This is a genomic window from Streptomyces sp. NPDC021562 (assembly GCF_040640875.1).
GTDB lineage: Bacteria > Actinomycetota > Actinomycetes > Streptomycetales > Streptomycetaceae > Streptomyces.
This window is the reverse complement of sequence record NZ_JBFACN010000005.1, coordinates 288,809-302,773: the sequence shown is the minus strand read 5'-3', so window position 1 is coordinate 302,773 and position 13,965 is coordinate 288,809. Positions and strand designations below refer to the sequence as shown.

Genomic DNA, 13,965 nt, shown 5'->3' with positions numbered 1-13,965 from the left:
ACGTGATCTCGACCCTGCTGGTCGCCAACCGCGGCGAGATAGCCTGCCGGATCTTCCGCACCTGCGCCGACCTCGGCATCAGGACCGTCGCCGTGCACTCCGACGCCGACGAGCACGCACGGCACGCCCGCCTGGCCGACACCGCGGTACGGCTGCCGGGCGCCACCCCCGCCGACACCTACCTCCGCGCCGACCTGGTGGTGAAGGCCGCCGTGACCGCCGGCGCGGACGCCGTGCACCCCGGCTACGGCTTCCTCTCCGAGAACGCCGACTTCGCGCGCGCCGTCCTCGACGCCGGCCTGGTCTGGATCGGCCCGCCGCCCGAGGCGATCGAGGCGATGGCGTCCAAGACCCGCGCCAAGGAACTGCTGGGCATCCCACCGCTCGGCGAGGTCACCCCGTCCGACCTCCCGGTTCTGGTGAAGGCGGCCGCGGGCGGCGGCGGGCGCGGCATGCGCGTCGTGCGCCGCCTCGACGAGCTGAGCGCCGCCCTGGAGAGCGCACGCGCCGAGGCGGCGAGCGCCTTCGGGGACGGTGAGGTCTTCGTCGAGCCGTACCTGGAGTCCGGCCGCCACGTCGAGGTGCAGATCCTCGCCGACGCCCACGGCACGGTCTGGCCGCTGGGCACCCGCGACTGCTCCCTCCAGCGCAGACACCAGAAGGTCATCGAGGAGGCACCGGCACCCGGACTCCCGGACGGCCTGGTGAAGGAGCTGTACGCGCTGGCCGTGCGCGCCGCGCGCTCCGTCGCGTACGTCGGCGCGGGCACCGTCGAGTTCCTCGTCGCCGACGGAAAGGCGCACTTCCTGGAGATGAACACCCGCCTCCAGGTGGAACACCCCGTCACCGAGGCCGTGTTCGGCATCGACCTGGTGGCGCAGCAGCTCCGCGTCGCCGAGGGCCACGCCCTGCCCCTCGACCCGCCGCCCGCACGCGGCCACGCGATCGAGGCCCGCCTCTACGCCGAGGACCCCGCCCACGACTGGGCGCCCCAGACCGGCACCCTGCACCGCCTCGCCGTCCCCGCCTCCGTCCGCCTGGACACCGGCTACACCGACGGCGACGAGATCGGCGTGCACTACGACCCGATGCTCGCCAAAGCGGTCGCGCACGCCCCCACCCGCGCCGAGGCCCTGCGCAAACTGGCCCACGCGCTGGAACAGGCCACCCTCCACGGCCCCACCACCAACCGCGATCTGCTCGTCCGCTCCCTGCGCCACGAGGAGTTCACCGAAGCCCGCATGGACACCGGCTTCTACGACCGCCACCTCACCGAGTTGACGGCACCCGCCCCCGACCCGCACGCCCCCCTCGTCGCCGCCCTGGCGGACGCCCACGGCCGCTCCCGCTTCGGCGGCTGGCGCAACGTCCCCTCCCAACCGGTGACCAAGCGCTACCTGATGGCCGGCGAGGAGCACGAGGCCCACTACCGGCACACCCGCGAGGGCCTCACGGCGGACGGCGTACACGTCGTGCACGCCGACGCGCGTCGCGTCGTACTCGACATCGACGGCGCCCGCCGGAAGTTCGAGGTGGCCCGGTACGGCGACCAGGTCCACGTCAACAACACCGTCCTCACCGCCCTGCCCCGCTTCCCCGACGCCGAGGCCCAGTTGGCACCGGGGTCGCTGCTGGCCCCGATGCCGGGGACGGTCGTACGGGTGGCGGAGGGCCTGGAGGCGGGCGCCGCCGTGGAGGCCGGCCAGCCCCTCCTCTGGCTGGAGGCGATGAAGATGCAGCACCAGATCACGGCACCGGTGACAGGGACGTTGAGCGAGCTGCGGGTGACCACCGGCCAACAGGTGCAGCCCGGCTCCCTACTGGCGGTAGTACAAGCGCCCCGATAGGGGCGCGGGGAACTGCGCGAGCAACCACACACAACCCGCACCCGAAGGAGCCCCAGTGACCCCCCAGATCGAAACCGACGAACACAAGGCACTCCGCGCAGCGGCGGCCACCCTCGGCGCCAAGTACGGCCGCACCTACCTCACCCGCACCATCGCCGAAGGCCGCCCCCCGACCGAACTCTGGCAGGAGGCCGGAAAACTCGGCTACCTCGGCGTCAACCTCCCGGAGGAACACGGCGGCGGAGGCGGCGGCATCACCGAACTCTCCATCGTCCTGGAGGAACTCGGCGCAGCCGGCTCCCCCCTCCTCATGCTCGTCGTCTCACCCGCCATCTGCGGCACGGTGATCGCCCGCTTCGGCACCGACCACCAGAAGCGGACCTGGCTCCCCGGCCTCGCCGACGGCTCGCTCCTCATGGCCTTCGGCATCACCGAACCCGACGCCGGCTCCAACTCCCACCGCATCACCACCACCGCCCGCCGCGACCCGGCGAGCGGCGACTGGCTGCTCACCGGCCGCAAGGTCTTCATCTCCGGCGTCGACATCGCCGACGCCGTCCTGATCGTCGGCCGCACCGAGGACGCCCGCACCGGACGCCTCAAGCCCTGCCTGTTCATCGTCCCCACGGACGCCGAAGGCTTCCAGAAACGCCCCATCGACATGGAACTCAACGCCGCCGAGAAACAGTTCGAACTCACCCTCGACGACGTACGGCTGCCCGCCGACGCGCTCGTCGGCGACGAGGACGCCGGCCTCCTCCAGCTCTTCGCCGGCCTCAACCCGGAGCGCATCATGACGGCCGCGTTCGCGATCGGCATGGGCCGCCACGCCCTCTCCAAGGCGATCGAGTACGCCCGCGACCGCACCGTCTGGAAGACCCCCATCGGCGCCCACCAGGCCATCGCCCACCCGCTCGCGCAGGCGCACATCGACCTCGAACTCGCCCGCCTGATGATGCAGAAAGCGGCGCACCTGTACGACGCCGGGGACGACGCCGGCGCCGGTGAGGCCGCCAACATGGCGAAGTACGCGGCGGGGGAGGCCTGCGTACGCGCCGTCGACCAGGCCGTGCACACCCTCGGCGGCAACGGCCTGACCCGCGAGTTCGGACTCGCCTCGTTGATAACGGCCGCGCGCGTGGCTCGTATTGCTCCGGTGAGCAGGGAGATGATTCTCAACTACGTCTCCCACCAGACCCTCGGCCTGCCCAAGTCGTACTGAGGCTCAAGGCCGTCTTGGAGGAACCGTGTTCCGCAGCGAGTACGCAGACGTTCCGCCCGTAGAACTCCCCATCCACGAGGCCGTACTGGGCCGGGCCGCCGAGTTCGGCGACGCACCCGCCCTGATCGACGGCACCGACGGCACCACCCTCACCTACGCACAACTGGACCGGTTCCACCGGCGGGTCGCCGCCGCGCTCGCCGCCGCCGGCGTCCGCAAGGGCCACGTCCTCGCCCTGCACAGCCCCAACACGGTCGCCTTCCCGACCGCGTTCTACGCGGCCACCCGCGCGGGCGCCGCCGTCACCACCGTGCACCCCCTCGCCACCCCGGAGGAGTTCGCCAAACAGCTGGGGGACTCCGCGGCCCGCTGGATCGTCACCGTCTCGCCGTTGCTGGAGACGGCCCGCCGGGCGGCCGAACTCGCGGGCGGGATCGAGGAGATCTTCGTCTGCGACAGCGCCACCGGCCACCGCTCGCTCATCGACATGCTCGCCACCGACGCCCCCGAGCCACAGATCGACATCGACCCCGTCGAGGACGTCGCCGCGCTGCCGTACTCCTCCGGCACCACCGGAGTCCCCAAGGGCGTGATGCTCACCCACCGGCAGATCGCCACCAACCTGGCCCAGCTCGACGCCCCCGTCCCGGCGGGCCCCGGCGACCGCATCCTCGCCGTCCTGCCCCTCTTCCACATCTACGGCCTCACCGCGCTCATGAACGCGCCCCTGCGCAAGGGCGCCACCGTCGTCGTCCTGCCCCGCTTCGACCTGGAGACCTTCCTCGCGGCGATCCAGAACCACCGCATCACCGGCCTGTACGTCGCCCCGCCGATCGTCCTCGCCCTCGCCAAGCACCCCCTCGTCGAGCAGTACGACCTGACGTCCCTGAAGTACGTCATGAGCGCCGCCGCACCCCTGGACGCCCGGCTCGCCGCCGCCTGCTCGCGACGGCTGGGACTGCCCCCGGTCGGCCAGGCCTACGGCATGACGGAACTGTCACCCGGCACCCACGTCGTCCCCCTCGACGCCATGCACCAGGCACCCCCCGGCACCGTCGGCAGACTCATCGCGAGCACCGAGATGCGGATCGTGTCACTCGACGACCCCGACAAGGACGTCGCCACCGGCGAACCCGGCGAGATCCTCATCCGCGGCCCCCAAGTGATGAAGGGCTACCTCGGCCGCCCCGACGACACCGCCGCCCTGATCGACCCCGACGGCTGGCTGCACACCGGGGACGTCGGCCACACGGACGCCGACGGCTGGCTGTTCGTCGTCGACCGGGTCAAGGAGCTCATCAAGTACAAGGGGTTCCAGGTGGCCCCCGCCGAACTGGAGGCACTCCTGCTCACCCACCCCGGCATCGCCGACGCCGCCGTCATCGGCGCCTACAACGAGGACGGCAACGAGATCCCGCACGCCTTCGTCGTCCGCCAGCCCACCGCCGCCGGCCTCACCGAGAACGAGACCATGCTGTACGTCGCCGAACGCGTCGCACCCTACAAACGCGTCCGCAAGGTCACCTTCGTCACCGCGGTGCCCCGCGCGGCCTCCGGGAAGATCCTCCGCCGCGCACTGCGCGACCTGGCGAAGACCACCGGGGAACCCCAGGAGGGCCCGTGACCTCGATCGGACAGACCCGCACCCGCGCCGTCACCACCCTCAGCCTCGACGCCACCGCCACCCGCAACGCCCTGTCCGCCGCCCTCGTCACCGAACTCGCCGAAGCCCTCACCGACTGCGCGAAGGACCCCGACGTCCGCGCGGTCGTCCTCACCCACACCGGTACGACGTTCAGCGCCGGCGCCGACCTGCGCGACCCGCCCCACCCCGACGCCCTGGTCGGCCTGCTCCGCCAGATCGTCGAACTGCCCAGACCGGTCGTAGCCCGGGTCACCGGCCACGTCCGCGCGGGCGGCCTCGGCCTGCTCGCCGCCTGCGACATCGCCGCCGCGTCCACCGATTCGACGTTCGCCTTCACCGAGGTGCGGATCGGCGTCGCCCCCGCCGTCATCTCCCTCCCGCTGCTGCCCCGCACCGACCCCCGGACCCTCGCCCGCTACTACCTCACCGGCGAACGCTTCACCCCCGCCGAAGCCGTCCGCCTCGGCCTGCTCACCACCACGGCCGACGACGTCGACACCGCCCTCGCACCCGTCCTCGACGGCCTGCGCCGCTCCGCACCCCAGGCCCTGGCCGCGACGAAACAGCTGCTCACGGCTAGGGTGCTGGAGACATTCGACCGGGACGCGGCCCACCTGACCGCACTCTCGGCCCGGCTGTTCTCCTCCGACCACGCACACGAGGGGATGACGGCCTTCCTCGAACGACGGGACGCGGCATGGGTGGTGTGAGTACGACGGAACGCGCACGCGGCCCCCAACCGGACCGCGCCCCCAAACAGGACCGCAGCCGGGCCACCCGGCAACGCCTCCTGGAAGCCGCCGTGGCCTGCCTCGCCGAACACGGCTGGGCGGGCTCCACGGTCGCCGTCGTCGCCGAACGCGCCGGCGTCTCCCGGGGCGCCGCCCAGCACCACTTCCCGACGCGCGAGGACCTCTTCACCGCGGCCGTCGAGTACGTCGCCGAGGAACGCTCCACGGCCCTGCGCGCCCTGTTCCCACAGGGCGCGGCCGACGACCGCAGGGCCGTCGTCTCGGCCCTCGTCGACCTCTACACCGGCCCCCTCTTCCGCGCCGCCCTCCACCTCTGGGTCGCCGCCTCCAACGAGGACCAGCTCCGCCCCCGGGTCACCGAACTCGAAGCCCGCGTCGGCCGCGAGACCCACCGCATCGCCGTCGACCTCCTGAACGCCGACGAGACCCGCCCCGGCACCCGGGAGACGGTCCAGGGCCTCCTGGACATGGCAAGAGGCCTGGGCCTGGCGAACCTCCTGACGGACGACAGGGCGCGACGGGAACGAGTGGTGACACAGTGGGCGGCACTGCTGGAGGAGACGCTGGGATGAAAAGCAGGGCCCGAAGGGCCCGCCTTCAGGGGCGCGGGGCCGTGTCCGATCCCCGGCTACCGCCGCGTGGGCGCGACAAGCCCCCACGCACCCGCACCCGCCCACACCTCCCGAGACGCACCTCAGTGGGCGATGTCCCCGTACCCCTCGATGTCCTGAGGCTTCCGCGCCCCCGGCCCCACGTACTTCGCCGACGGCCGCACCAACCGCCCCGTCCGCTTCTGTTCGAGGATGTGCGCCGACCACCCGGCGGTCCGCGCACACGTGAACATCGACGTGAACATGTGCGCCGGCACCTGTGCGAAGTCCAGCATGATCGCCGCCCAGAACTCGACGTTGGTGGCGAGCACCCGGTCCGGCCGACGGTTGTGGAGCTCCTCCAGCGCCGCCTTCTCCAACGCCTCCGCGATCTCGAACCGCGGCGCCCCCAGCTCCCGCGCCGTCCGCCGCAGCACCCGCGCCCGCGGATCCTCCGCCCGGTACACCCGGTGCCCGAACCCCATCAGCCGCTCACCGCGGTCCAGAGCCTGCTTGACGTAGGCCTCCGCGTCCCCGGTCCGCTCGATCTCCTCGATCATCCCCAGCACCCGGGACGGCGCACCGCCGTGCAGCGGCCCCGACATGGCACCCACCGCACCCGACAGCGCGGCGGCGACGTCCGCGCCGGTGGAGGCGATGACCCGGGCCGTGAACGTCGAGGCGTTCATGCCGTGCTCGGCGGCCGAGGTCCAGTACGCGTCCACGGCCGCGACGTGCTTCGGGTCCGGCTCCCCACGCCACCGGATCATGAACCGCTCGACCACCGAGTGCGCCTTGTCGATCTCCCGCTGCGGCACCATCGGCAGCCCCTGCCCGCGCGCGGACTGGGCGACGTACGACAGGGCCATGACCGCGGCCCGCGCGAGGTCGTCCCGGGCCTGCGCCGCGTCGATGTCGAGGAGCGGTTTGAGCCCCCACACGGGGGCGAGCATGGCGAGCGCGGACTGCACATCCACCCTGATGTCACCCGAATGGACGGGGATGGGGAAGGGCTCGGCGGGCGGCAGCCCCGGATTGAAGGCCCCGTCGACCAGCAGCCCCCACACGTTCCCGAAGGAGACGTGCCCGACCAGATCCTCGATGTCGACGCCCCGGTAGCGCAGGGCGCCCCCCTCCTTGTCCGGTTCGGCGATCTCCGTCTCGAACGCGACGACTCCTTCGAGCCCGGGTACGAAGTCGGACATGGGGCGGCTCCTCAAGTGAGGTGGGCGGAGGCAACGTCACCATAACTCCGAGTGCCAGAATTGGGGAGCCCAGCGGCACTCAGTGCCACCTTTCGATGCCGCTCACTGCGGTCGCCCGGAGCGGTACGGCAAGATGACCGCGTGATCGACCGTGACGACGACACCGCCTCCGACGACTACGACGACGACTACGACGACTCCCTCCACGACCCCGCCGCGATGCGCCAGCACTACCGGGCCGAGGGCTTCGACGAGAGCGACCTGGCCGCACACCCGATGGACCAGTTCACCCACTGGTTCCGGCACGCTGTTCGGGCGGCCGACGACGGCATGATCTACGAACCCAACGCGATGATCGTCTCCACCGCCGACGCCCACGGCCGCCCCAGCTCGCGCACGGTCCTGATGAAGCAGTACGACCGTCAGGGCTTCGTCTTCTACACCAACTACGGCTCCCGCAAGGCCCGCGACCTCGCCGAGAACCCGCACGTGGCACTGCTCTTCCCGTGGCATCCCATCGGGCGCCAGGTCGTCGTCACCGGCACCGCCCGCCGCACCGGCCGCGACGAGACCGCCGCCTACTTCCGCACCCGCCCGCACGGCTCCCAGCTCGGCGCCTGGGCCAGCACCCAGTCCGCGGTCATCCCCTCCCGCGCCGAACTCGACGCCGCCTACGCCGAACTCAGTGCCCGCTACCCCGAGGGCGAGCAGGTCCCCGTGCCCCCGCACTGGGGCGGCTTCCGCATCGCCCCCCAGACGGTCGAGTTCTGGCAGGGCCGCTTCAACCGACTCCATGACCGCCTCCGCTACACGGCCACCCCGGACGCCACCTGGCGCGTGGAACGCCTCAGCCCCTGACCGGACCCCGTAAACGCAGACGACCCGCGAGCTCGGGTCCCTCCGCCTCGGCGGAGGAGCCGGCCGGACGTACCGGCGAGCTCACGGGTCGGGTGACTGCGTTGGATTAGGCCGGCTGCGTGCATCCAGTGCACGCCGGTCCGGCACCGCACATCGTGTGGTGGCGAGCCGCTAGCCCGCAGCCACCTCGCGCGTCCGGGTTTCACTCATGTACCCGATCACCTCCCTTCTCACGTAGGGCCACTTTAAGAAGCTGCGGGGAAGGACTCAACTGTTTTTCAGAGGTGCTTGCGGAGACGCTTCACGCTGGGTGCTGTAGCCGTACCCGTCACCCCGCTGTAGAAGTCGCAGATTCCAGTGCGAGACATTGAGGCGGCCTTGGGGCGTGGCGAGGCTGTGCTGTCCCCTGGCTCGCACGGAAATGCGCCCGGACCATGCACCCGTCCACTTGCCCGAGGGAACGATGGCGCGGACGAGATCCCCGGTGACGTACCCGAAGTGCTGCTTCGTACGGGAGCGCCGTAGGCGTGGGAATCCGTACCGGTCGGGTGTGGTGCGTGCGTATGAGCCGCGTCCCGTGGCCTTTGTGATCAGGACCTGTTCTGGGAACCGTACGATCGCGTCTCCGCTTTCGTGGTCGAGGTGGCCGACGGACAGTGCGTCGAGGGTGTGTGTCTTGCTAAGGCCGGTTGTCAGGCGGTTGGCCATGGTGAGGCGGCCGGGCCAGGCATGCACGGGTCGGCCCAGCGTTTCCAACGCTTCCATGAGTCGTGCCTGCGTCGAGTTCATCGCGGCGGCGTCCCGCAGAGGTTCTTTTAGCTGGCCAAGAATCTTGGCGAGTCGGTCTGGGCGGTGGGCGAGAAAGGACTCGACCGAGCGGTTGTCCTTGGCCTTGTTGCAGGGGAGGCAGGCGAGGACGAGGTTGGTGATGCGGTTCGAGCCGCCTTGGCTGCGGGGCCGTACGTGGTCGATGTTCAGGGGAACGCCGGTGGCGTCGCAGTAGGCGCAGGCGCTCTTCCACCTGGCGTGGAGGTACGTGCGTGCGGTGCTTCCGGCGAGTGGGCCCTGGGTGGGTTCCGCGCCGTGGAGGCGGCGTCCCGCGCTCATTGAGTGGGTGTCGAAGGCGGTGCGTTCGAGGTGGATCTCGGTGATGGGTGCGTAGCGGCAGAGGCGGTTGACCTGGGAGAACGTGGTGTCGACACGGTGGCGAAGGGATGGCGGGAGCCAGCCCTTGGCGACGACACGGTTGTTGGACTGCGGTGCTCGGTAGCGGCAGTTTGCGGAGCGCCGTCGATGGCGGTATCCGGCGCGTTGCCCCATGCTGTGGTGGATCTGGTCGCCCCGGTGCTGGAGCTCCATTGAGAAGACTCCGCGCCGGACGGTGACGACACGGCTGTCTGCGCCGGTCTCCCATTTCTCGTCGGTGAGGGCGAGTCCGGTGCCTTTGGAGCCGGGGTCGATGCGTAGCTGCAAGCCGTCGACAGTCGATTGGGCGCGTGTGCGGTCCTTGAGCCGGATGGCGAAGGGCGTCTGCCGTACGACGACCGCTCGCCCCTTCCGGAGGAGTTCGCGGGCGCGGGCCGGGTGGCAGGGCATGAGCGGGTGTCCGTCCTTGGAGAGGACGAAGACTCTGCTGTCACCGCTTCCACCCGCGTATTCCGGTGGATGTGTGGGAGCGTCACCGCTCCCGTTCTCTGCCGCCTGCGCCACCATGGCGGCGCGCTCGGCGTGTCGCCGACGGGCCTTGGTGCCGGCCCGGTCGGTCTCCCCTCGCCCATGTTCCCTGCCGGTGCCCCGCGCCGGGGCGGGGTGTCCGTGAGCCGTTTCGTCCCTGCTTCCGGGGGTGTCTGCTCTCACGGATTCCAGAGCAGGCTGCTGAGGAAGCACAGCCTGGTGGGTCTGCTCGCCTGCGGGAAACGTAGTCATCGGGGCACCTCCCTGATCCTGCGATCGTGATGACTGGGGCTGGTCACTCGACGGCCTTGCGGCTGGGAAGCGAGTGACCTCCCTTCTTCGGTGTGCACATGAAGGTACTGATCCAGACCGCAGTTGGTGCCTTGATCGAACCGGGGTCGCTCGTTAATGCGGATCTCGCCGTTTTCCCGAACGCGCACGTGATTTGCCTGCTAGCCCTAGGTGACCGTGCTTTCCTGCGGCGGTGGCTGATCGGTTTCTGAGTCGGAGGGTGAGGCGTGAGCGGGTTCCGGTGGGGTGCTCGACCGTGCAGCGTGTCGTCGGTGGGGTGGTGACGGTGATCGCGCGGGTGTTGCCGGAGTCTCGGCGGCGGGGGCTCGGGGCGGCCTTGTACGAGCATGCGCTCGGGTACGCGCGCGGGCAGGGGGACGGGTTGCGGTTCGCCGCGCGGTGCGGGTTTGCCGAGGTGGAGCGGTATGTGCTCGACGGGGAGCGTGACGAATGGGTGGATCTGCGGCTCGCGCTGTGAGGGGGCGGCGGGCGGTGGGTCGCAACGATTGCCTCAATCTTGCGGGAACACAGTGTGGGCTGCGTCACGTTCGAGTTGAATGTAGGACTGTGAGTGAGCCTGATGGGGGTCCAGGTGAGTGCTTCCCGGCGTAGTGGGGCCACGGACGAGCTGGGGCCCGACGAGCCCGAGCCGGAGCGGGGCGCTCCGGAGGACTCGGGCGGCTCCGACCTGCTCGCCGCGCTCCTCGACGGTATGGACGCGGCCCTGTGCGCCTTCGACGCGGACGGCTTCGTCACCCACTGGAACCGTGAGGCCGAGCGGATCCTGGGCTGGACGGCGGCCGAGGCGGTGGGCCGGCGCGGGTTCGCCGGGTGGGCGGTGCGCGAGGCGGACGCCGAGGAGATCGAGGGGCGGCTGATGGCCGCCATGCACGCCTCAGGACGGCAGGTGCACGAGTTCGCCCTGCTGACGAAGGACGGCGGGCGGGTCCTCGTACGGACCCAGTCGGCGGCCGTGCGCGGTCCCGACGGCAAGCCGGCGGGCGTGTACTGCGCGTTCAGCGAGGTGCACACGCAGATCGACCTGGAGCGGTCGATCGCGCTGAGCGAGGCCCTGTTCGAGGACGCGGCCTGGGGTGTCGTGCTCGTCGACGCGGATCTGCGGCCTGCCGTGGTCAACGCGCATGCCGCGCGGGCGCTCGGCATCGGGCGTTCGTCGGCGCTGGGGCGGCCGCTCGGGGAGTTGCTCGCGCAGGGTGTGGAGGACCTGGAGGGTGCGCTCACGCACGTGCTGGCCGAGGGCGCGCCGCCGGCGCCGGCCGAGATGTGGGTGAGTGTGCGGACGCCGGAGGGCGAGCAGCGGCGGTGCTGGCGGTCCGGTTTCCTGCGGCTGGCCTCACCGCTCGCGGAGGAGCCGGTTCCGCTGGGGGTGGGCTGGCTGTTCCAGGACGTCACGGAGGGCAGGCTCGCCGAGCAGGAGGCGGCCGTGCTGCGGTTCCGGGCCAACCAGCTGCACCGTGCGGCCCGTGCGGCCGCGGAGTGCGAGGACCCGGCGGAGGGTGCCACCGTGCATCTCGACTTCGCGCTGGCGGGGTTCGCCGACCATGCGGTGATCGACCGGGTGGTGGGCGGTGCCCGTGCGGACGGGGAGGCGGGTCCGGTGCGGCTGGTGCGGATCGTCACCACGCCCACCGGGGCGCCGGGGCCGAGCCTGCTGACGGGTGCGGCCGGGCTGCCGGTGCGGTACGAGGAGGGGCATCCGGCGTTGCAGTGCGTGGCGCGGGCGGGGAGCGTGCGGGCCGATGCCGGGGAGGTGCCGCCGGACCGGGCGCGGGCGTGGGCGCTGGACCGGCAGTGGCCCGGTGACGCGGTGCACGCCATGTGTGCGGTGCTGCGCAGCCGGGGGCGGACGCTGGGTGTGCTGACGTTCCTGCGGGGGCCGGGGCGTAGTCGTTTCGAGCGGTTGGACGCGGTCTACGCGGAGGACGTGGCCGTGCGCATCGCCGCGGCGCTGGATCTGGCGGGGCTGGCGCAGCAGCGTTAGCGCCGGCCCTCGGCGGCGGGGGAAGGTGCGCCGGAGGGCGTCACTGCTGGTAGAAGATGCGGTCGGCGTACTCCGCGAACACCCGGGCGTTCCATTCGTGGCCGCCGTCGACGTTGCCCGAGCGCAGCAGTGGGGGTTCGAGGCCGCGGTCGGCGAGGGTGGCCGCGGTGGTGGCGAGGACCGCCTGGAGCAGGGCGCTGGTGACGACGGTGGAGGCGGGCGCGAAGGGTGCCGGGATGGTGTCGAGGGTCAGTTCGGCGTCCCCGACGGCGATCTTCGAGTCGAGTACGACGTCGCAGTGGTCCTTGAGGTACGTGCCGGAGGAGTGCCGTGACGTGGTCTGTCCGGCGTAGGCGACGGAGGTCACGCCGATGACGCGGGCGCCGCGGCGGCGGGCCTCGACGGCCATCTCGACGGGCAGGGCGTTGCGGCCGGAGAGGGAGATGATCACGAGGGTGTCGCCGGCGCGCAGGGGTGAGGTGTCGAGGACGGCGGTGGCGAGGCCGTCGACGCGTTCGAGGCGGGAGCCGAGGGTGGCGGGCACCACGTCGACGCCGACGAGGCCAGGAGCGGACAGCAGGTTCATGAGGGCGAGGCCGCCCGCGCGGTAGACGAGGTCCTGGGCGGGGAGCGAGGAGTGCCCGGCGCCGAAGGCGAACAGCCTGCCGCCGGCCGCGACGGTGTCGGCGAGGAGGGTGCCCGCGGTGGCGATGGCCTCGGCCTCCTCGTCGCGAACCCGTTGCAGGAGGCCGATGGCGGCGTCGAGGAACAGGTCGGCGGGCGTGCCGTCGCTCATACGGGCCCCTTTGCACGGTCGGCGTCAGCGTCTGTGTCGCGGATCACCCTCCGGTCTGGACCATCTCGGTGTCAATACGGCCGGTGGGCCGGCGGGGTGTGGCCGCTGCTGCCGGGCCGCTCCGTTTTTCCGGTGCGGCCCGGTTGTCAGTGGGATCCGGCAGAATTGGTTTCAGGGCCGGCGCACGCGGCCGGGCCGTCGGCAGAGGTAATCGAGGGGCACGTATGTCCGGACTGATCGACACCACGGAGATGTATCTCCGCACCATCCTCGAGCTCGAAGAGGAAGGCGTGGTCCCCATGCGCGCCCGCATCGCGGAGCGGCTCGACCAGAGCGGGCCGACGGTGAGCCAGACGGTGGCGCGGATGGAGCGGGACGGGCTGGTGTCCGTCGCCTCCGACCGTCATCTGGAGCTGACCGACGAGGGCCGTCGGCTGGCGACGCGCGTGATGCGCAAGCACCGGCTCGCCGAGTGCCTGCTGGTCGACGTGATCGGCCTGGAGTGGGAGCAGGTGCACGCCGAGGCGTGTCGCTGGGAGCACGTGATGAGCGAGGCGGTGGAGCGGCGGGTGCTCGAGCTGCTGCGGCATCCGACCGAGTCGCCGTACGGCAATCCGATCCCCGGTCTGGAGGAGCTGGGCGAGAAGGACGGCGCCGACCCGTTCCTCGACGAGGGCATGGTGTCGCTGGCCGACCTGGATCCGGGCACGGACGGCAAGACGGTGGTGGTACGCCGGATCGGTGAGCCCATCCAGACCGACGCGCAGCTGATGTACACGCTGCGGCGGGCGGGTGTGCAGCCCGGTTCGGTGGTGAGCGTGACGGAGTCGGCCGGCGGGGTGCTGGTGGGCAGCGGCGGTGAGGCGGCCGAGCTGGAGTCGGTCGTGGCCTCCCACGTGTTCGTCGCCAAGCGCTGAGCGAGGGGCGGGCAGGGTGCCCCGAAGACGTGGCGGCGGGCATGGGTTTGGCCCCGGCGCCTTTCGGCGCCGGGGCCTGTCCTCCCCAGTGCTGACCCGGAGCCCCGAGCTCCCAGGGTCATCCCCTCGGACCGTTTTCCCCGAGCGGTCCGTCCCCCGCAGAAGA

The 13,965-nt window shown here is 71.5% G+C and carries 13 protein-coding genes; 10 read left to right on the top strand and 3 right to left on the bottom strand.

All coding sequences use genetic code 11. The features are described 5' to 3' along the window. The first annotated feature begins 2 nt into the window (after nt 1–2). The 5 genes from AB0G52_RS10340 to AB0G52_RS10320 are packed head-to-tail and all read left to right on the top strand — an operon-like array spanning nt 3 to nt 6,038. The gene (locus tag AB0G52_RS10340; protein ID WP_361335601.1) at nt 3–1,847 is read left to right on the top strand and encodes a biotin carboxylase N-terminal domain-containing protein; all 1,845 of its coding nucleotides are present in this window, start codon (nt 3–5) and stop codon (nt 1,845–1,847) included. 55 nt (nt 1,848–1,902) lie between these two features. Then, complete coding sequence (locus AB0G52_RS10335; RefSeq protein WP_132891647.1) at nt 1,903–3,069, top strand: acyl-CoA dehydrogenase family protein; 1,167 nt, start codon at nt 1,903–1,905, stop codon at nt 3,067–3,069. Nucleotides 3,070–3,094: 25 nt separating this feature from the next. Continuing rightward, nucleotides 3,095–4,693 carry a 4-coumarate--CoA ligase family protein gene (locus AB0G52_RS10330; protein ID WP_132891646.1) on the top strand — a complete coding sequence of 533 codons (1,599 nt, stop codon included), beginning with the start codon at nt 3,095–3,097 and terminating at the stop codon, nt 4,691–4,693. Further along, nucleotides 4,690–5,424: an enoyl-CoA hydratase family protein gene (locus AB0G52_RS10325; RefSeq protein ID WP_132891645.1), complete on the top strand. Its 735-nt coding sequence runs from the start codon at nt 4,690–4,692 to the stop codon at nt 5,422–5,424. Before AB0G52_RS10330 ends, AB0G52_RS10325 begins: the two co-directional genes overlap by 4 nt. After that, nucleotides 5,412–6,038 carry a TetR/AcrR family transcriptional regulator gene (locus AB0G52_RS10320; protein WP_132891644.1) on the top strand — a complete coding sequence of 209 codons (627 nt, stop codon included), beginning with the start codon at nt 5,412–5,414 and terminating at the stop codon, nt 6,036–6,038. Before AB0G52_RS10325 ends, AB0G52_RS10320 begins: the two co-directional genes overlap by 13 nt. Nucleotides 6,039–6,160: 122 nt before the next feature. Here AB0G52_RS10320 and AB0G52_RS10315 read toward each other — a convergent pair whose 3' ends face one another. Beyond that, nucleotides 6,161–7,261 carry a citrate synthase 2 gene (locus AB0G52_RS10315; protein ID WP_132891643.1) on the bottom strand — a complete coding sequence of 367 codons (1,101 nt, stop codon included), beginning with the start codon at nt 7,259–7,261 and terminating at the stop codon, nt 6,161–6,163. 219 nt (nt 7,262–7,480) lie between these two features. On the opposite strand from AB0G52_RS10315, the gene pdxH reads away from it, so the two are divergent. Next, nucleotides 7,481–8,119, top strand: coding sequence for a pyridoxamine 5'-phosphate oxidase (pdxH, locus tag AB0G52_RS10310; protein WP_132891697.1), 639 nt, complete (start codon nt 7,481–7,483; stop codon nt 8,117–8,119). Between the two features lie 267 nt (nt 8,120–8,386). On the opposite strand, the gene iscB is transcribed toward pdxH, so the two are convergent. After that, nucleotides 8,387–9,832, bottom strand: a complete 1,446-nt coding sequence (iscB, locus tag AB0G52_RS10305; protein WP_361335596.1) for an RNA-guided endonuclease IscB — start codon at nt 9,830–9,832, stop codon at nt 8,387–8,389. Nucleotides 9,833–10,143: 311 nt separating this feature from the next. Here iscB and AB0G52_RS10300 point away from each other — a divergent pair, with 311 nt between their 5' ends. The 3 genes from AB0G52_RS10300 to AB0G52_RS10290 all read left to right on the top strand — a co-directional run bounded on the left by AB0G52_RS10300 (nt 10,144) and on the right by AB0G52_RS10290 (nt 12,086). Next, the gene (locus AB0G52_RS10300) at nt 10,144–10,296 is read left to right on the top strand and encodes a hypothetical protein (RefSeq protein WP_165939486.1); all 153 of its coding nucleotides are present in this window, start codon (nt 10,144–10,146) and stop codon (nt 10,294–10,296) included. Beyond that, a complete protein-coding gene (locus tag AB0G52_RS10295; protein WP_361335593.1) occupies nt 10,278–10,562 on the top strand; it encodes a GNAT family N-acetyltransferase in 285 nt (94 codons plus the stop codon). Before AB0G52_RS10300 ends, AB0G52_RS10295 begins: the two co-directional genes overlap by 19 nt. A 114-nt stretch (nt 10,563–10,676) precedes the next feature. Beyond that, nucleotides 10,677–12,086 carry a PAS domain-containing protein gene (locus AB0G52_RS10290; protein WP_132891641.1) on the top strand — a complete coding sequence of 470 codons (1,410 nt, stop codon included), beginning with the start codon at nt 10,677–10,679 and terminating at the stop codon, nt 12,084–12,086. 40 nt (nt 12,087–12,126) lie between these two features. Here AB0G52_RS10290 and AB0G52_RS10285 read toward each other — a convergent pair whose 3' ends face one another. Beyond that, nucleotides 12,127–12,882, bottom strand: a complete 756-nt coding sequence (locus tag AB0G52_RS10285; RefSeq protein WP_361335590.1) for an SIS domain-containing protein — start codon at nt 12,880–12,882, stop codon at nt 12,127–12,129. A 224-nt stretch (nt 12,883–13,106) separates the two neighbouring features. Between AB0G52_RS10285 and AB0G52_RS10280 the strand changes: the two genes are divergently transcribed. After that, entirely contained in the window at nt 13,107–13,799 is a 693-nt protein-coding gene (locus AB0G52_RS10280) for a metal-dependent transcriptional regulator (protein WP_132891639.1), read from the top strand. The last annotated feature ends 166 nt before the right edge of the window (nt 13,800–13,965 follow it).